Origin of the sequence: Chromobacterium fluminis (assembly GCF_011602385.1) — a bacterium.
Lineage (GTDB): Bacteria > Pseudomonadota > Gammaproteobacteria > Burkholderiales > Chromobacteriaceae > Chromobacterium > Chromobacterium fluminis.
This window is the reverse complement of sequence record NZ_JAAOMA010000003.1, coordinates 1-17,986: the sequence shown is the minus strand read 5'-3', so window position 1 is coordinate 17,986 and position 17,986 is coordinate 1. Positions and strand designations below refer to the sequence as shown.

General features: G+C 68.1%; 19 protein-coding genes. 3 read left to right on the top strand and 16 right to left on the bottom strand.

Translation table 11 applies throughout. The features are described 5' to 3' along the window. Window positions 1-31: 31 nt before the first annotated feature. Window positions 32-553: a P-loop nucleotide/nucleoside kinase family protein gene (locus HA052_RS02925; protein WP_206118753.1), complete on the top strand. Its 522-nt coding sequence runs from the start codon at window positions 32-34 to the stop codon at window positions 551-553. A 106-nt stretch (window positions 554-659) separates the two neighbouring features. On the opposite strand, the gene HA052_RS02920 is transcribed toward HA052_RS02925, so the two are convergent. From HA052_RS02920 to HA052_RS02850, 15 genes are all read right to left on the bottom strand, one after another. Further along, window positions 660-1,250: a HupE/UreJ family protein gene (locus HA052_RS02920; RefSeq protein WP_166450693.1), complete on the bottom strand. Its 591-nt coding sequence runs from the start codon at window positions 1,248-1,250 to the stop codon at window positions 660-662. Next, a complete protein-coding gene (gene ureG, locus HA052_RS02915; RefSeq protein WP_166450692.1) occupies window positions 1,234-1,899 on the bottom strand; it encodes an urease accessory protein UreG in 666 nt (221 codons plus the stop codon). Before ureG ends, HA052_RS02920 begins: the two co-directional genes overlap by 17 nt. A 30-nt stretch (window positions 1,900-1,929) precedes the next feature. After that, a complete protein-coding gene (locus HA052_RS02910) occupies window positions 1,930-2,610 on the bottom strand; it encodes an urease accessory protein UreF (RefSeq protein ID WP_166450691.1) in 681 nt (226 codons plus the stop codon). After that, window positions 2,607-3,101, bottom strand: coding sequence for an urease accessory protein UreE (gene ureE / locus HA052_RS02905; RefSeq protein WP_166450690.1), 495 nt, complete (start codon window positions 3,099-3,101; stop codon window positions 2,607-2,609). Before ureE ends, HA052_RS02910 begins: the two co-directional genes overlap by 4 nt. Window positions 3,102-3,110: 9 nt before the next feature. Beyond that, window positions 3,111-4,811, bottom strand: coding sequence for an urease subunit alpha (gene ureC / locus HA052_RS02900; RefSeq protein WP_166450689.1), 1,701 nt, complete (start codon window positions 4,809-4,811; stop codon window positions 3,111-3,113). Beyond that, the gene (locus tag HA052_RS02895) at window positions 4,808-5,113 is read right to left on the bottom strand and encodes an urease subunit beta (protein ID WP_166450688.1); all 306 of its coding nucleotides are present in this window, start codon (window positions 5,111-5,113) and stop codon (window positions 4,808-4,810) included. Before HA052_RS02895 ends, ureC begins: the two co-directional genes overlap by 4 nt. A gap of 10 nt (window positions 5,114-5,123) precedes the next feature. After that, the gene (gene ureA / locus HA052_RS02890) at window positions 5,124-5,426 is read right to left on the bottom strand and encodes an urease subunit gamma (protein ID WP_166450687.1); all 303 of its coding nucleotides are present in this window, start codon (window positions 5,424-5,426) and stop codon (window positions 5,124-5,126) included. Window positions 5,427-5,453: 27 nt separating this feature from the next. Beyond that, window positions 5,454-6,296 (bottom strand): urease accessory protein UreD, encoded by an 843-nt coding sequence (locus HA052_RS02885; protein WP_166450686.1) that lies wholly within the window; start codon window positions 6,294-6,296, stop codon window positions 5,454-5,456. A 3-nt stretch (window positions 6,297-6,299) separates the two neighbouring features. Continuing rightward, window positions 6,300-6,998: an urea ABC transporter ATP-binding subunit UrtE gene (urtE, locus tag HA052_RS02880; protein ID WP_166450685.1), complete on the bottom strand. Its 699-nt coding sequence runs from the start codon at window positions 6,996-6,998 to the stop codon at window positions 6,300-6,302. Between the two features lies 1 nt (window position 6,999). Beyond that, a complete protein-coding gene (urtD, locus tag HA052_RS02875) occupies window positions 7,000-7,833 on the bottom strand; it encodes an urea ABC transporter ATP-binding protein UrtD (protein ID WP_166450684.1) in 834 nt (277 codons plus the stop codon). Window positions 7,834-7,870: 37 nt separating this feature from the next. Beyond that, entirely contained in the window at window positions 7,871-8,971 is a 1,101-nt protein-coding gene (gene urtC, locus HA052_RS02870) for an urea ABC transporter permease subunit UrtC (RefSeq protein ID WP_166450683.1), read from the bottom strand. An 8-nt stretch (window positions 8,972-8,979) separates the two neighbouring features. Next, the gene (gene urtB / locus HA052_RS02865; RefSeq protein WP_166450682.1) at window positions 8,980-10,560 is read right to left on the bottom strand and encodes an urea ABC transporter permease subunit UrtB; all 1,581 of its coding nucleotides are present in this window, start codon (window positions 10,558-10,560) and stop codon (window positions 8,980-8,982) included. Between the two features lie 18 nt (window positions 10,561-10,578). After that, entirely contained in the window at window positions 10,579-11,844 is a 1,266-nt protein-coding gene (gene urtA / locus HA052_RS02860; protein ID WP_166450681.1) for an urea ABC transporter substrate-binding protein, read from the bottom strand. A 131-nt stretch (window positions 11,845-11,975) separates the two neighbouring features. Next, the gene (locus HA052_RS02855) at window positions 11,976-12,890 is read right to left on the bottom strand and encodes a response regulator transcription factor (protein WP_240937254.1); all 915 of its coding nucleotides are present in this window, start codon (window positions 12,888-12,890) and stop codon (window positions 11,976-11,978) included. Further along, window positions 12,866-16,207, bottom strand: coding sequence for a hybrid sensor histidine kinase/response regulator (locus HA052_RS02850; protein WP_166450680.1), 3,342 nt, complete (start codon window positions 16,205-16,207; stop codon window positions 12,866-12,868). The genes HA052_RS02855 and HA052_RS02850 overlap by 25 nt, the downstream gene beginning before the upstream one ends. Window positions 16,208-16,474: 267 nt before the next feature. Here HA052_RS02850 and HA052_RS02845 point away from each other — a divergent pair, with 267 nt between their 5' ends. Together HA052_RS02845 and HA052_RS02840 are read left to right on the top strand one after the other, a co-directional pair. Then, window positions 16,475-16,630, top strand: a complete 156-nt coding sequence (locus HA052_RS02845; RefSeq protein WP_158274275.1) for a DUF5993 family protein — start codon at window positions 16,475-16,477, stop codon at window positions 16,628-16,630. Between the two features lie 10 nt (window positions 16,631-16,640). Continuing rightward, a complete protein-coding gene (locus HA052_RS02840; protein ID WP_166450679.1) occupies window positions 16,641-17,189 on the top strand; it encodes a disulfide bond formation protein B in 549 nt (182 codons plus the stop codon). A gap of 18 nt (window positions 17,190-17,207) precedes the next feature. Here the strand turns inward: HA052_RS02840 and HA052_RS02835 are convergent. After that, the coding region (locus tag HA052_RS02835) for a DMT family transporter (protein WP_166450678.1) at window positions 17,208-17,986 on the bottom strand (779 nt) is incomplete at its 5' end.

Below are 17,986 nucleotides of genomic sequence, written 5' to 3'. Positions count from 1 at the left end.
TTTTCATATGAGCCACCACCAGGAGACTGCCATGCCTAGCAATGAACAATCCAAAGACACGGCCGCGGCGACGCTGCATCTGGTTTGCGGCAAAATCGCCGCAGGCAAGTCCACCTTGACCCGCAACCTGGCCAAACAAGCTCGCACCGTACTGATCAGCGAGGACGAATGGCTGGCCCAGCTCTACCCGGGCGAGATCCGCACCATGACCGACTACGTGCGCCGCTCGCAATCGCTGAAACAGGCGCTGACCGCCCACGTCGCCGCCCTGCTGCGCCAAGGCCTGTCCGTGGTGCTGGACATGCCGGCCAACACCTTGGAAAGCCGCCGCTGGATGCGCGAGCTGATCGACGCCAGCGGCGCCGCCCATGAGTTGCATCTTCTGGACATCAGCGACGATGCCTGCAAGGCGCGACTGCGTCAGCGCAACGCCAAGGGCGCCCACCCGTTTAGCGTCAGCGAGGCGGAGTTCGATCACATCACCCGCTACTTCGTGCCGCCCAGCCCGCAGGAAGGCTTCAACGTAGTCGCCCACAGCAACGCGGAGGTCTGAACCGACCCCTGGCCGTCTCAGCGAAAAACGCCGGCAAGCCGGCGTTTTTTCGTTTGCAAACAAGACATATGACCGCTTACCCGCCGCCGCCCGCCTTGCCGCGTATCTAGACCCAGCCCCCCAGTATCAGCGCGCCGCACAGGGCGATGCCGCCACCGACAAGGCGGCCCAGCCGTTCGCCCAGCGCAAAACGCGCTTCCGTTCGCCCCAACAACAAGCCGGCCGCGTGCAACAGGCCGGAAGCCAGCACGAAACCGGCGGCGTAAGCCAGGCCGGAGGCATCGTGCGGCATCTCCTGACCATGAGCGATGCCGTGCAGCAAAGCAAAGCCGGCAATGGCCGCCAAGGCCAGGCCGCGCCGCGGCTGCAAGGCGAAGGCCAGCAGCAGGCCCAGCGCAATCACGCTGGCGGCGATGCCGCTTTCCAGCGCCGCAGCGCTCACGCCCAGCCAGCCCAGGACGCCGCCAACGGCCAACATGGCCATGAAGGTCAACGGGCCTTGCCAGCGGGCCGCGCCGCCCAGCCGCCACGACCACAAGCCCACCGCCAACATGGCCAAGAGGTGGTCCAACCCGCCAAGCGGATGCGCCAGGCCGCTGGAAAAGCCGGCGACGGCGTGGCCGGGGTGGGCCTGGGCCAATCCGCTGGCCAGCAATAGCGCCAGCGCGGCCGGCGTGAATTTACGCAGAAAGGTCATTTTCAGCTCCCGAGACGTCAAGTTGCAGCATGCCCTGGGTTTCGATGAAGGCGATGATGTCGTTCAGCCCCTGGCCAAGCTTGAGATTGGAGAACACGAAGGGCCGTTCGCCGCGCATGCGGCCGGCGTCGCGCGCCATCACCTCCAGCGAGGCCCCCACCAGTGGCGCCAGATCTATCTTGTTGATCACCAGCAGGTCCGACTTGCAGATGCCCGGCCCGCCCTTGCGCGGAATCTTGTCGCCGGCTGACACGTCGATCACGTACAGCGTCAGATCGGACAGCTCCGGGCTGAAGGTGGCGGCCAGATTGTCGCCGCCGCTTTCGATGAAGACGATATCCAGGCCCGGATGGCGGGCGTTCAGCCGCGCCACCGCCTCCAGATTGATGGACGCGTCTTCGCGGATGGCGGTGTGCGGGCAGCCTCCGGTCTCGACGCCGATGATGCGATCCGCCGCCAGCGCCTGGTGCTGGACCAGGAATTGCGCGTCTTCTTGGGTGTAGATGTCGTTGGTCACGGCGGCGACATTGTATTTATCGCGCAGCGCCGCGCACAGCGCCCAGGTCAGGTGAGTCTTGCCGGAGCCCACCGGCCCGCCTATGCCCACCCGCAACGGCCCGCGGCCCTGGGCGAGTCCTGTCGTGTTCATTGCTTTCTCCTTGAGATCGCGGCCGCCGGCTCAAGACCGGAACAGCCTGCTGTACTGGGTTTCATGCTTCATCGCCGCCCAGGCGAGGCCGGGGGCGAAATTACTCAGTTGGTCCGCCGGCAGTCGCCGCGCCTCGGCGCCGGCCTCGGCCACGGCCGGCAGCAGCGCCGACAACAACTGCTGGCCGGCCGTCTGCCCCATCGGCATCGCCTTGAGCAGAACCGTGACCTGGTTCTCAAGCCAGCCCCATAGGTAAGCGTCCACCGCGCCGGCCTCGTCCACGCCCAAGGCGCGCGCCGCCTGCGCCCAAACCGCGGGCAGCGCCAGCTCCGGCTGCTCCAGGCCAGCCGGCCACGGCAAACCGGCGCATTCCGGCAACGCTTGCAGCAAACGGCGCAGCGAATACCCCATCTGCACGGTTTCCTGCCGCCATTCGCGGCTGTCGCGGCTGGCCAGCAATTGCAGGTTGATCCGCGCCAGCGCCGGCTGATCGTCGGCGGCCAGCGCGCGCCAAGCCTGAGCCAGCAGCGCGGCCTCGAAACGGGCCAGCGGCCCTTGCAGCACATCGCCCAGCCAGGCGGCGGCGCTGGCGGCGTCACGCACCAGGCCCAATTCCAGCGCGCTCTCCAGCCCTTGCGAGTAGCTATAAGCGCCGATAGGCAGGCCCGGGCTGGCCAGCCGCAGCAGTTGCAGCCGCGACAGCGCGCTCATGCCGCGCCGTACTGATGCAGCCGCGGCGGATATTGGAAGGCCGCCTCCTTGCCGTGGGAGTGATGGTGGCCGCCGCCGTAAGCGCCGGACTCCGGCTGGAACGGCGCGTCGATTTTTCGCACCTGCGCGCCCATCTGCTCCAGCATCCGCGCCAGCACCTCGTCGTCCAACAGCCTCAGCCAGCCCTCGCCCACTTGCAGATGCACATGGCGGTTGCCCAGGTGGTAGGCGGCGCGGGTCAAGGCCATGGCGTCGGCGCAACTGACATGCAGCAAGGCCTCCGGTGCGGCCACTACCCGCACCCGGCGGCCATCCTCGGCCTGCAGCACTTCGCCGTCGGCCAGCGGCGGCCCCGGTTCCAGGAACAGCCCGCAGTCTTCCCCCGCGGCGCTGCGGGTGCGAAGCCGGCGCTTGCCTCGCAGTTCGCAACTCATCAGCAGCTCATCGTCCCAGGCGCTCGCATCGTCGGCGCGGCGTGTCAGCAGCAACATGGCATCCTCTCAAAACAAGAAATAGCGCTGCGCCAGCGGCAGGCGCTCGGCCGGTTCGCACCACAGCAGCTGGCCGTCGGCGCGCACCTGATAGTTTTGCGGGTCCACCTCGATATGCGGCAGATAATCGTTGTGGATCAGGTCCGTCTTGCGCAGATGGCGGCAGCCTCGCACCGCCACCAAGCGCTTGCGCAGCCCCAGTTCCGCGCCGATGCCGGCCTGCAGCGCCGCCTGCGAGACAAAGGTGACGCTGCGGCGCGCCACCGCCGCGCCGCAGCTGCCGAACATCGGCCGGTAGTGCACCGGCTGCGGCGTCGGAATGCTGGCGTTGGGGTCGCCCATCGCGGCGGCGGCGATCATGCCGCCCTTGAGGATCAGGCTGGGCTTGACCGCGAAGAAGGCAGGCCGCCACAGCACCAGATCGGCCAGCTTGCCGGCTTCGACGCTGCCCACTTCATGGGCGATGCCGTGGGTCAACGCCGGGTTGATGGTGTACTTGGCCAGGTAGCGCTTGACCCGGAAATTGCTGTGGCCGGGGCCGTCGCCCGGCAAGGGGCCGCGCTGGCGCAGCATCTTGTCCGCGGTCTGCCAGCAGCGCAGTATGGTTTCCCCCACCCGCCCCATCGCCTGGCTGTCCGAGGACATCATCGCGAAGGCGCCCAGATCGTGCAGGATGTCCTCGGCGGCGATGGTTTCGCGCCGGATGCGGCTTTCGGCGAAGGCCACGTCCTCGGCGATGCCCGGGTCCAGGTGATGGCACACCATCAACATGTCCAGATGTTCGTCTATGGTGTTGACGGTGAACGGCCGGGTGGGGTTGGTGGAGCTGGGCAGCACATTGGCATAGCCGCAGGCCTTGATGATGTCCGGCGCGTGGCCGCCGCCGGCGCCCTCGGTGTGATAGGTGTGGATGGCGCGGCCCTTGAACGCGGCCAGCGTGGCTTCGACGAAGCCGGATTCGTTCAGGGTGTCGGTGTGGATGGCCACTTGCAGGTCCATCTCGTCCGCCACCGTCAGGCAGTTGTCTATCGCCGCCGGTGTGCTCCCCCAGTCTTCGTGCAGCTTGAGGCCGATGGCGCCGGCGCGCACTTGCTCCCGCAGCGGCTCCGGCAGGCTGGCGTTGCCCTTGCCGGTGAAACCCAGATTCATCGGAAAGGCTTCCGCCGCTTCCAGCATCCGCGCCAGATGCCACGGCCCCGGCGTGCAGGTGGTGGCCTTGCTGCCGGTGGCCGGCCCGGTGCCGCCGCCTATCATGGTGGTGATGCCGGACATCAGGGCGTCTTCTATCTGCTGCGGGCAGATGAAATGAATGTGGCTGTCGATGCCGCCGGCGGTGACGATCATGCCTTCGGCGGCGATGATTTCGGTGGCGGCGCCGATGACGATGTCGACGCCGGGCTGAATATCGGGGTTGCCGGCCTTGCCGATGGCGGCGATGCGGCCGTCCTTGAGGCCGATGTCGGCCTTGACAATGCCCCAGTGATCCAGGATGAGCGCATTGGTCAGCACGGTGTCGGCCACTTCCGCCGCCAGTCCCTGGCCCTGGCCCATGCCGTCGCGGATCACCTTGCCGCCGCCGAACTTCACCTCCTCGCCGTACACGGTGTAGTCGCGCTCCACCTCCACCCACAATTCGGTGTCGGCCAAGCGCACCCGGTCCCCGACGGTGGGGCCGAACATCTCGGCATAGGCCTGTCTGCTGATTTTCATAAGGCCCCCATTACTCGGCCCTGAAAGCCGAGCACCCGCCTCAGGCCGGCCAGTTCCACCAGTTCCACGCTGCGGGTCTGACCCGGTTCGAAGCGCACCGCGGTGCCGGCCGCGATGTTCAGCCGGCAGCCGCGGGCGGCCTCGCGGTCGAACTGCAAGGCGTCGTTGGTTTCGGCAAAGTGATAGTGCGAGCCCACCTGGATAGGCCGGTCGCCGGTATTGGCCACCGTCAGCGTCAGGGTGCGGCGGCCGGCGTTGAGCTCGATCTCGCCCTCGGCGGCCTGGATCTGTCCGGGAATCATCGCGGCGTCCTCATACAATGGGCTGGTGGACGGTGACCAGCTTGGTGCCGTCCGGAAAAGTGGCTTCCACCTGAATATCGGCGATCATCTCGGCCACGCCGTCCATCACCTCCTCGCGGCCCAGCAAGGTGGCGCCGTAATGCATCAGCTCCGCCACGCTACGCCCGTCGCGCGCGCCCTCCATGACGGCGGCGCTGATGTAAGCCACCGCCTCCGGATAGTTCAGCTTCAGGCCGCGCGCGCGGCGGCGCTCCGCCAGCAGGCCGGCGGTGAAGATCAACAGCTTGTCTTTTTCTCTGGGCGTCAATTCCATCGTGAAGTCCCATTTCTCATTGAAAGGTCAAGTTGCCCAGATGCGCGGTTCCTGCGCCGCGCGGCCGTGGGTGAACGGGTAAAGCAAACGCCGCGCCCGCCGCAGCCAATGGTGGGCGGCTTCGGCGCTGTCGCCGATGAAGCGCGCCAGCCAGACATCCGGCAGCTGGCTGGCGGCGGCGCGGCCCGCCAGCGGCAGCGCCAATACCGCCTGATGCAAGTCCGCCGGCAGCGCCGGCCCGGCCCACAGCAACTGGCCGGCCACGGTCTGGCCGCCCATCCCCGCCGCCGCGTCCAGCATGCGGTCCCCGCCGGCCAAGGCGGCGCGCTCGCACCAGATCAGCCGGCCGTCGCGTTCGATGTCCAGGCTTTGTCGCCAATGGCCGCGGTCGAAGCGCTCGCCGCAGGCCGGACGCCCCAGACAGAGCACATCGCCGTACAGCAGCGCGGCGTCGCCCTGCAGCCGGACGCGGCCTTGCATGCTCACCTCCGCCCCGGCGAACAGAATGGTTTCCAGCGGCAGCCATTCCAGCCGCGCGCCGGGGGCCAAGCTCAGCTCCAGCCGCTGGCTGGCCGGGCGGCCGAAGCCGTCGTACCACTTGGCCGCGCCGGGACTGGTCAGCAGCGCGTCCGCGCCCTCCTCCAAACTCACCGCCAGGCTCAGACTGTCTCCGCCCGCCACGCCCCCCGGCGGATGCACGATGATGTGCTGGCACTGACCGGCGGCGTCGATGAAGTGGCGCTGCACCCGCAAAGGGCCGCAATGCCTGCGCCGCACCGGAATGGTGCGTCCGTCGCGGCACTGGTAAGCCAGTTCCAGTTCGGCGGCCCAGGGCGGCGGCAGGCCGATGGCGGCGGCGTCTCGGCGCATCGCTCAGATCGCCAACAGTCCGCGCACGCCGTCCGCCTGCATGTCCCCGCCCAGGCCGCTGCGCACCACTTCGCCGCGCGCCATCACCAGATAACGATCCGCCAGCGCTTCGGCAAAGTCGTAATACTGCTCCACCAGCAGGATGGCCATCTCGCGTCCGGCCGCCAGTTGGCGGATCGCCGCGCCGATCTGCTTGATGATGGAGGGCTGAATGCCCTCGGTCGGCTCGTCCAGCATCAGCAGCGACGGCCGCCCGGCCAGCGCGCGGCCAATCGCCAATTGTTGCTGCTGGCCGCCGGACAGGTCGCCGCCGCGGCGGCCGCGCATCTCGTAAAGCACCGGAAACATCTCGAACACGCTGTCCGGCAAACGGCGGCCCGCCGCGCCGGAGAAGCGCGCCAGCCCCAGGCGCAGGTTTTCCTCCACTGTTAGCCGCGGAAAGATTTCGCGCCCCTGCGGCACATAGGCGATGCCGCGCGCCGCGCGCTGATGCGGCGCCAGCGCGGCAATGTCCTCGCCGCGCCAGAGCATGCGCCCGCCGCGTATCGGCAATTGCCCGCTCAGGCATTTGAGCAGCGTGCTCTTGCCCGCGCCGTTGCGCCCCAGCAGGCAGGTGATCTGCCCCGGTTCGGCGCGCAGGCTGATCCCGCGCAGGATGCGGCTGCCGCCGTAATACTGTTCCAGCCCGTCGATTTCCAGCATGTCAGCGCCCCAGATACACTTCGATCACCCGCTCGTCCGCCTGCACCTGTCTCAGCGTTCCCTCCGCCAGCACCGCGCCTTCGGCCAGCACCGTCACCTTGCCGCCCAGGCTGGCGACGAAATCCATATCGTGCTCCACCACCATCAGGGAGTGCTCGCCCTTCAGGCTCAGCAACAGCTCCGCGGTCTGCTCGGTTTCGGCGTCGCTCATGCCGGCCACCGGCTCGTCCAGCAAGAGCAGCTTGGGTTGCTGAGCAAGCAGCATGCCAATCTCCAGCCATTGCTTTTGGCCGTGCGACAGCAGGCCGGCCAGCCGGCCGCGCTGCTCCTGCAGCCGCACCCGTTCCAGCAGCGCGTCGACGCGGCGGCGCTGAACCGCGCCCAGGCGCGCGCGCAGGCTGGCGCGCACCGTGCGGTCCCCGGCCAGCGCCAGCTCCAGGTTGTCCGCCACCGTCATCGCCTCGAACACCGTGGGCTTCTGGAATTTGCGCCCTATGCCCAGTTGGGCGATTTCGGCCTCGTCGTGCCGGCGCAGGTCTATGGTCTGGCCGAAGAACACGCTGCCGGCATCCGGCCGGGTCTTGCCGGTGATCACATCCATCATCGTGGTCTTGCCGGCACCGTTAGGGCCGATCACCACGCGCAATTCGCCGACGGCGATCGACAGCGTCAAGCGGTTCAAAGCGCGGTAACCGTCGAAATCAACCATGACATCGTCAAGATACAATATCTGTCCGTGCCGGATGTCCAGTCCCGGCGTCAACGGCCGGGACAAGCCCACCGCCTCGCCCTCCCACTGTCCACGCGGAGCGGGATGTTCGCCTGTTGCATTCATGTCGCATATCCGGGAAATAAATAGAAGCGCGGCCGCTTCACGCGCCGCGGCCTCGCGCCAGCAAACCCATCAAGCCGCGCGGCAGCAACAAGGTGCCGGCGATGAACAGGCCGCCCAGAAAGAACAGCCAATACTCCGGCAAGGCCACGGTGAACCAGCTCTTGGCCGTATTGACCAGCACTGCGCCCAGCACCGGCCCAATCAAAGTGCCGCGGCCGCCCACCGCCACCCAGACGGCGGCCTCTATCGAATTGCCCGGCGACATCTCGCCCGGATTGATGATGCCGGCCTGCGGCACGTACAAGGCCCCGGCCAGGCCGCAGAGCATGGCGGACAACACCCATATCGCCAGCTTGTAATCCTGCGGCCGATAGCCGCAGAACATCAGCCGCGATTCGGCGTCGCGCACCGCGGTGAGAATGCGGCCGAACTTGCCGCGCATCAGCCAGAACGCCCCCAGCAAAGACAGCGACAGCAAGAGCGCGCTGAGAACAAACAGCCAGGCGCGGGTGGCCGGCTCGGCAATGCCGAAGCCCAGGATGCGCTTGAAACCGGTGAAGCCGTTATTGCCGCCAAAACCGGTCTCGTTGCGGAAGAACAGCAGCATCGCCGCGTAGGTCAGCGCCTGGGTGATGATGGAAAAATACACGCCGCGAATGCGGGAACGGAAAGCCAGCCAGCCAAAGCCCAGCGCCAACAGCCCCGGCGCGCCCACCGCCAGGCACAAGGCCCAGGCCAGGTGTTCGCTGCCCTGCCAGAACCACGGCAGCGCCCGCCAGTCCAGCGACACCATGAAATCCGGCAGCGCGCTCTGGTAAACGCCGTCGCCGCCGATCTGACGCATCAGATACATGCCCATGCCGTAGCCGCCCAGCGCGAAGAACAAGCCGTGGCCCAGGCTGAGCAAGCCGGCATAGCCCCAGACCAGGTCCAAAGCCAGCGCCAGCACCGCGTAGCACAGAATCTTGCCCGCCAGCGTCAGAACATAGGCCGACACCCGCCAGCCGCTGTCCGCCGGCGCGAACACGTGCAGCAAGGGCAGCGCCAGCAAGCCAAGCCAGACCAGGGCCAGCGCCGCCGCGCCCCAGCGCCGGCGGCCCAGGCCGGACAAGAGCCTCAAAGAGTAAGGAAGATGCATGGCGGCTCCTAATCCACGGCCCGGCCCTTGAGGGCGAACAGGCCTTGCGGACGTTTTTGGATGAACAGGATGATGCCGGCCAGGATCAGAATCTTGCCCAGCACCGCGCCCAGCGCCGGTTCCAGCAGCTTGTTGGCCACGCCCAGGCCCAGCGCCCCCCATGCCGCGCCGGCCAACTGGCCCACGCCGCCCAGCACCACCACCATGAAACTGTCGACGATATAGCCTTGGCCCAAATCCGGGCCGACATTGCCTATCTGGCTCAGCGCCACCCCGCCCAGGCCGGCGATGCCGCTGCCCAGGCCGAAGGCCAGCATGTCCACCCGCCCGGTGGCCACGCCCAGGCTGTCCGCCATGCCCCGGTTCTGGGTCACCGCGCGCACAAACAGACCCAGCCGGCTGCGGTTCAGCGCCAGCCAGACCAGGCCCAACGTCAGCGCGGAGAACAAAATGACGGCGATGCGGTTGTAGGGCAACGTCAGCGCCGGGCTCAAGACCCAGCCGCCGCTCAACCAGCCGGGATTGGCCACCGCCACGTTCTGCGCGCCGAACAGCGTTCGCACCAACTGCATCAGCGCCAGGCTGATGCCCCAGGTGGCCAGCAGCGTTTCCAGCGGCCGGCCGTAGAGGTGGCGGATCACCAGCCTCTCCAGCGCCATGCCCACGCCGGCGGTGAACAGGAAGGCCGCCGGCAAGGCCAGCGCCAGATAGGCGTCGGCGGCGGCCGGCCAGCGGCTGTGGAACAGGCTTTGCGCCGCATAAGCGACATAGGCCCCCAGCATCAGCATCTCGCCGTGCGCCATATTGATCACGCCCAGCAGGCCGTAAGTGATGGCCAGGCCCAGCGCCGCCAGCAGCAGCACCGAACCCAGGCTGAGGCCGGCGAAGGCCGCGCCCAGCAAATTGTCCACCTGCACGCTGGCGCGGATGGCCGCTTGCGCACTCGTCGCGGCGGCGCGCACCCCGGCGTCGCTTTCGCTGGCGGCGTCGGTCAAAGGCGTCAGCAAGGCCAAGGCGGCCGGATCGCCGCTGTCCGCCAGCATCGCGGCGGCGGCTCTCCGCTGCGCCGGGTCAGGGCTGGCTAGCGACAAGCGGGCGCACGCTTGCTCCAACGCGCGCCGCAGCTCGGCGTCGCCCTCCCGCGCCAGCCGGTTTCGCAGCAAGGGCAGCAAGGCCGGGTTGGCGCTATCCGCCAGCGCGCGGACCGCGGCCAGCCGCCGTACAGGATCCGCCGCGTCCAGGCGAGCAACCGCGTGAAACACCGCCAAAGCGCCGCGCAGCCGGTTGTTCAGCGGCAGCGGCTCCAGGCTGGCGGCGTCGCCCGCCGCCGGTTGGCCGGACACCGCGTCGGCGAGCGCGCCGTCCGGCCGCAGCCACAACACGCGCAGGCCATCGGCGGACTGCAATAGCCGGCCCTCCTCCAACGCTGCCGCCGCCGAGCGGCGCTCCGCGTCCGGACGCGGCGCCCAGCTTTCAATCAAGCCGGCGCGCTCGGCCGGATCCGCGCCGGCCAGGTCGGCCAAGGGGCCGGCGCCGGCCGCGGCGCACCACAGCGCCAGCGCCCAAGACAAGGCTTTACACCAGGACATCGCGGACTCCTTCGCGGCTCACTTGCTTTTCACCGGGGCATCCGGCCGTTTGTCGTTGCCTGGGAGGTAGGGACTCCACGGTTGGGCGCGCACCACGCTCCGGCTTTTCCACACCACCGAGAACTGTCCGTTGGGCTGAATCTCGCCAATCATCACCGGCTTGCGCAAATGGTGGTTGCGGGCGTCCATCTCCAGCGGATAGCCCGACGGCGCGTCCAGGCGCATCCCGGCCAGGGCCTTGCTCACCGCGGCCACATCGGTGCTGCCGGCCTTGCGCGCCGCTTGCGCCCATAGCCGGATGCCGACGTAGGTCGCCTCCATCGGATCGTTGGTCACCAGCTTGTCCGCCCCGGCGATGCCCTTCTTGCGCGCCCAGGCGCGGTAGTCCGCCATCCATTTGGCGTTGACCGGATTCTTCACGCTCATGAAGTAATTCCAGGCCGCCAGATGGCCGGCCAAGGGCTTGGCGTCCATGCCCTTGAGTTCCTCCTCGCCCACCGAGAACGCCATCACCGGCACCTCGGCCGCCTTCAGGCCCTGATTGCCCAGCTCTTTGTAGAACGGCACATTGGAATCGCCATTGATGGTGGACACCACCGCAGTCTTGCCGCCGGCGGCGAACTTCTTGATATTGGCGACGATGGTCTGGTAGTCGTTATGGCCAAACGGGGTGTAGGCCTCCTGGATGTCCGCGTCCTTGACTCCCTTGGTTTTGAGGAAGGCGCGCAGAATCTTGTTGGTGGTGCGCGGATAGACGTAATCGGTGCCCAGCAGGAAGAAGCGCCGCGCGCCGCCGCCCTCCTTGCTCATCAGGTACTCCACCGCCGGGATCGCCTGCTGATTGGGCGCCGCGCCGGTGTAGAACACATTGGGCGACATCTCCTCCCCCTCGTACTGCACCGGGTAGAACAGCAAGCCGTTCAACTCCTCGAATACCGGCAGCACCGATTTGCGCGATACCGAAGTCCAACAACCGAAGGTCACCGCCACCTTGTCCCGGCTCAGCAATTGGCGCGCCTTCTCCGCGAACAGCGGCCAGTTGGACGCCGGATCCACCACCACCGGCTCCAGCTTTTTGCCCAGCACGCCGCCGTCGGCGTTGATCTGATCGATGGCGAACAGCGCCATATTCTTGAGCGAGGTTTCGGAAATGGCCATGGTGCCGGACAGGGAGTGCAGCACCCCCACCTTGATGGTGCTGGCGGCAAGGGCCGGCGCGACGCCGAGGCCGCTCAGCGCCAGGCTCAGCGCAAGGGAAGACAAGACATGAGGGCGAATGAACATGGGAAGCTCCTGGGGCGATCCTGAAACGCCGGGAGGCCTTCTGGCCCGATCCGGCGAGCGATTGTTGCACTGCAGAATCAGCCTAAGCCCCGGCCCGCCCGGCCGAAATACGTTACATGACGTATGCCCCCTCACCCGCCGTCGGCGCTGCGCAAGGCCAGCGCCGCGGCCGAGGTGCGGGTTTCCACCCCCAGGCGGGCGAACACATGCTCCAGATGCTTGTTGACGGTGCGCGGGCTCATGCCGAGGATGTCGCCGATGTCGCGGTTGGTCTTGCCCAGGCTCAGCCAATGCAGCACCTCGGCCTGTCGCGGAGTCAGCCCCAGCGCCCGCATCAGGCGCTGCGGCGCCGCGGCTTCGCCTCTCTCGCTCAAGGCCAGCAAACACTCGTCCCCGGCCAGCCGCCGCGCCAGCAAGCCCGAGCCGTCGCCCCCCTCCAACGCCAGGCTCTCGCCCGCCTCGGCCTGGCCCAGCCAGGGCCGCCAGCGCGCCGCCAGCGCCGCGTCGGACCAGCCGTGGGCCTGCAGCAGACCGCGCGCTCGCTCGGTCAGCCACAGCGGCCGGCCGCTGGCCGGGTCCGCCGCCAGCAAGGCCTGGCCCGACGCCTCCAGCGCCTGCCGCGCCCGGCACAGCTGGCGCGCGCTGCCGATATGGGCGGCCAGGCGCGCCAATACCTCCGCCGGCCGCAGCGGCTTGACCACGTAATCCGCGCCGCCGGCGGCAAACGCCGCCAGCACGTGCTCGCTGTCGCTGAGCCCGGTCATGAACACGATGGGAATCGCCTGCGTTTCCGCCTCCGCCTTCAAGCGCCGCGCCGTCTCGAAGCCGTCCATGCCCGGCATTACCGCGTCCAGCAGAATGATGTCCGGCCGGCATTCGGCGGCGCGCCGCAAGGCCGCCGCGCCGTCCGTGGCCAGCAATACCCGGTAACCGGCCGAATCCAGCGCGTCGTGCAGCAAGGCCAGGTTTTCCGGCTGATCGTCGACGATCAGCGCCGTTGCCCGCTCCGGCCGCGGCGCGCTCATGCCGGCGCGCCCGGCAGCCATTGCAGCAGCTCGTCCAGCCGGCAGCCGTCCAGCAGGCTGCGCGCCCGCGCGAGGAACGGCGCGTAAGCCGGGTCCGCGCCCAGCGCGCCCACCTCCAAGCGCAACAGGGCGGCGCGCGCGCCGCGCAAGTAGCCGCGCCGCAAAGCCTGCCGCAGCTCGTCCAGCGCCTCCTCCGGCGGCCAGCGCAGCGCCGGCTCCGCGCCGCTCAGCCACGCCAGCCCCAAGCGCTGGCCAATCCAGTCCAACAGGCGCTCTACGCGGATGGGCTTGACGAAGAAATCCTCGGCGCGGATGCCCGCGTCGTTATCCTGTCCCCGCTCAAAGGCGTTGGCGGAAATCACCGCCAGCGCCGGCGCGTCGCCGTGCCGACGACGGATGCGCCGCAGGGTTTCCCAGCCGTCCAGGCCCGGCATCGCCAGATCCATGCACACCAGATCCGGCAGCGTCCCGGCCTGCTCCAGCCGATCCAGACAAGCCTGGCCGCTGGCGGCCTGCTCCACCTCGAAGCCCAAAGGCAGCAAGGCGCTGGCCAGCATCTCCCTGTCCTGCGCATGATTGTCCACCAGCAGCACCCGCCGCCGCCGGCCCTGGTAGCCGACGCGCGCCGACAAGGGCGGCGCCGGCGCGGCGCCCAGCCGCGGCAGGAACAAGCGCAGCGTAAATACGCAGCCCCCGCCCGGCCGGCTATCCAGCCTCAGCTCGCCCCCCATCAGCGAGGTCAGCATCCCCGCAATGGTCAGGCCCAGCCCGCTGCCGCTCTGGCCGGCGGCCCCGCTGCCGCGTTCAAACGGCTCGAACACGCGCTCGGCCTCCTCCGGCGCGATGCCGGGACCGGTGTCGGCAATTTCGAAACACGCCACCTCGCCCTGATAGCGCAGGCCCAGGCTGACCTCGCCGTGCGCGGTGAACTTGACTGCATTGCCCAGCAAGTTGATCAGAACCTGCCTCAGCCGGCGTTCGTCGGCGCGCACCCTGGCCGGCCATTCCCCTTGCGGCAAGAAACGAAAGCCCAGCCCCTTCTCCCGCGCCTGCAGCTGAAACATCGCCGTCAATTGGCGGATCAACTCAGCGAAATCCAGCGGCCGCGGCTCCAGATTGAGCCGTCCGCTCTCGATCCGCGCCAGATCCAGCGTGCCCTCGATCACCGAGAGCAGGTGATCCCCGCTGCGGCGGATCACCGCCAGCGCCGGCCGCTTCGACGGCGGAATCTCCGGGTCCCCGTCCAGGATCTGCGCATAGCCCAACATGCTGTTCAGCGGCGTGCGCAGCTCATGGCTGAGCGTGCTCACATAGCGGCTCTTGGCCTGGTTGGCCTGCTCCGCGGCGCGGCGCGCCTTTTGCAATAGCGCGTCGGTGCGGCGGTGAGACGCGATCTCCCGCAGCAAGCGCTGGGTCTGCCGCTTGGACTCCTGCCTCGCCACCTGCCGGCTCTGGCGCAGCAAGACCAGCCACCACGCCAGCACGCTGCCGCCCAACAGCAGGCCCGCGCCCAACTGCGGCAGCCGCGCGGTCAGCGCGTCCAAACCCGGGCGGCCCCGCGCCAGGCAGAACAAGCCGCCCAGCAACAAGCCCAAGCCCACAAGCAACAGCGTCATCAGCAGCAGATAATCGGCCAGGCCCCGCTGCAGATAGGGCCGGCAGGCCCTCGGCAACAGCCGGCTCAGCCATGCGCGCCACTGCTCGTCCAGCCGCGCCCTGGGCTTGCAGCGGTCGTCGCAACGCGCGTCCAGCGTGCAGCACAAGGAACAGATCCAACCGCGATACGCCGGGCAACTCACCATGTCCGGCGGCTCGTACAGGCGGCGGCACAATGCGCAGCGCTGCGGCGCGGCCGGCGGCAAGGCCGGCCGGCGCGCCAGGTAATAACGGCCGCCGCTGAGCCAGGCCAGCGCCGGCGTGGCCAGCAAGGCGGTCAGCAAGGACAGGAAGGGCGCCAGCGGCTGCATCTGCTCGCCCAAAACCCCCAAATGCGCCGACACCGAAACCGCCGAGGCCAAGACCAGCGAACCCAGCCCCACCGGATTGACGTCGTAGAGATAGCCCCGGCGGAACTCTATGCCCGGCGGGCTCAGCCCCAACGGCTTGTTGATCGCCAAATCCGCCGCCACGGTCACCATCCAGGCGATGGCCAGATTGGCGAACAGCGCCAGCACATGCGCCAGCGCCTGGAAAACCTCCAGCTCCATCAGCAAGAGCGCGATCAAGAGATTAAAGACCACCCACACCACCCGTCCCGGATGGCTGTGGGTCAGCCGCGCGAAGAAATTGGACCAGGCCAGCGAACCGGCGTAGGCATTCGTGACATTGATCTTCAGCTGCGACAGCAGCACAAACAGCACCGTCGCCGCCAGCGCCAGCCGGCCGTCGCCCCATCCCTGGACATAGCCGAACCAATACAGGCGCGCCGGATCCGGCGCCGGCCCGTCCGCCAGGCCGTGATCCAAGGCCAGCCAGGCCAGCAGCGCGCCGCCCAACATCTTCAGCATGCCCGGCAACACCCAGCCCGGGCCGCCGGCCAGGCAGGCCAGCCACCAGCGGCGGCGCTGGCCGGCGACGGGCGGCGGCATGAAGCGCAGATAGTCCGCCTGCTCCCCCATCTGCGCGATCAAGGCGATGCCGATGCCGAAGGCCGCACCAAAACGGCGCAGATCGAAGCCGCCCGCCCCGCCTTCGGCCCCGGCATAGTGCCAGAACCCGCTCAGCGTCTCCGGCTGGCGCGCCAGCACGAAGCCGTAAGGCAGCAACAGCAAGCCCAGCCACAAGGGCTGGGTCCAGGCTTGCAGCCGGCTGATGGCGGTGACGCCGTGAGCCACCAGCGGCAGCACCGCCACGGTGCACAGCAAATAACCCCAGGCCGGCGGCAGACCAAAGCCCAACTCCAGCGCATACGCCATGATGGCGGCTTCCAGCGCGAAGAAAATAAAGGTGAAGGCGGCGTACAGCAAGGAGGTGACGGTGGAGCCCAGATAACCGAAACCCGCGCCGCGGGTCAGCAAATCCATGTCCACGCCATAGCGGGCGGCGTAGACGCTGATAGGCAGGCCGACGAGCAAAATCACCAGCCCCACCGCCAGAATGGCCCAGGCCGCGTTGATGAAGCCTCCCGCCGTCAGCATCGCCGCGCCCACCGCCTCCAACACCAGAAAGGCGGCGGCGCCGCCCAGCGCGGTGTGCGCCACCCGCCACGGCGACCAGCGCCGGAAGCCGTGCGGGGTATAACGCAGCGCAAAATCCTCCAGCGACTCGCGCGCTACCCAGCTGTTGTAATCGCGGCGGACTTTCACCGCGTAAAGCGGCGCGGGATCGGAGGCGGACATGGCGGCGGCCTTGAGCGTATGCTAACAACAGCTTCAATGCAAAAAGCTTGCCAAGGGCCGCCGCCCGCCGCAAAAAGCGGCCGGCCCGACATCGCGTCCGGCCGCGCCCTTTTATACGATACGAATTGCAAATGTACTGATTGAGCGGCGAATTTCGCTCCACCGCCTGCAAACAAGCTATTCACACAACATTAAGCAAGCGCTAATATTGATTGGCAACCACCACCCAGGCCGGCTCCGCCGGCTCGCCACATTAAGGACTTCCCGATGGACACTCTGTTGTTTCTGCTGCTAGCCGCCTCCCTGCTGGCCCTGATCCTGCGCAAGCGCCAATGGGCCTACGCCTGCTGGGGCCTGGCCTTCGCGCTCACCCTGTACTGGTTCAAGTTCCACGCCACCAGCAGCTTGCCCATTTCCCTGTGAGGAACCCGACATGACGCAAAACCTCACCGGCAAACTAAATCAACTGGGCCTGTTGCTGATCAACCTGATGCTGCTCGTCGCCTTCTACTTCCAGTTCGCCCAGCATGAACTGCCCTGCCCGCTCTGCCTGCTGCAACGCGTAGCCTTGTGCGCCATCGCGGTGGCGCTGGCCGCCAACGTGCTGCTGGGCGACAAACCCGGTCATTACGGCATGATGCTGCTGGCCGCCGCCGCCGGCTTCGCCGTGGCCGGCCGCCAAGTGCTGCTGCACATCGCCCCGGGCGACGCCGGCTTCGGCCCACCCATCCTGGGCCTGCACTTCTACACCTGGGCCGCCCTCGCCTTCTTCGCCGTCTTCATCGGCAGCGGGCTGCTGCTGATGCTGTGCCAGCGAGAAAACAGCTTCGACCGCCAGCCCCCGGCGCAACTGAGCCGGCTGGCCAAGGCCGGCGTCGCCCTGACCATGGCCCTGCTGCTGGGCAACGCCCTGTCCGTATTCCTGGAATGCGGGCTGGCGGCCTGCGGAGAAAGCCCGATCAACTATCTGCTGCTCAGTTAATCCCCGTCCGCGCCGCCGCTAGATCGACCAATCCTCGTCCGGCGCGGCGGCGCGCGCCGCCGGCGCTTCCGGCCGCAGCACCAGCCACAGCGCCAGCGCGATCAAAGCGCCGCCCAGCGCCTGGGGCAGCGTCGCCGTCTCGCCCAGCGCCAGCCAACTCCAGAAAATGCCGAAGGGCGGAATCAGAAACGTCACCGTCAACGCCTTCAGCGGGCCGACGTCGGCTATCAAGCGGAAGTACAAGACATAGGCTAGCGAAGTGCACAGCAGGCCCAAGGCCAGCATCGCCAGCCACACCTCCGCTCCCGCCGCCGGCCACGCCAAGGGCTGCGCGCTCGCCTGCCACGCCATGAACGGCAACAGCAACGCCACCGCGCCCAGCTGGCTGCCCAAAGCCACCACGCGGCTGTCCAGGCCGCCGCGGTCCGCTATCCAGCGCTTGGTCAGAAACCCCGCCAGCCCATAGCAAGCGGTGGCCGTCAAGCAAGCCGCCACGCCCCACAACGCCTCCGGCCCCGCAGCAGGCCCCGTCCGCGTCAACACCGCCACGCCAGCCAAGCCAATCAACACGCCGGCCAGCTTATTGGCGCTAATGCGCTCGCCAAACAAAGCCGCGCCGATCAACACCCCCATCAGCGGCGTGCTGGCGTTCAAGATCGCGCTATAACCGGCCGGCAAGACCCGAGCCGCCAGCGCGAACAGCAGAAAAGGCAAACCGGAATTGATCACGCCCAACATCATGGTGGCGACCAGCTTGCCCTTGAAGGACAAACCCACCCGCAACAAGGCGATCAACC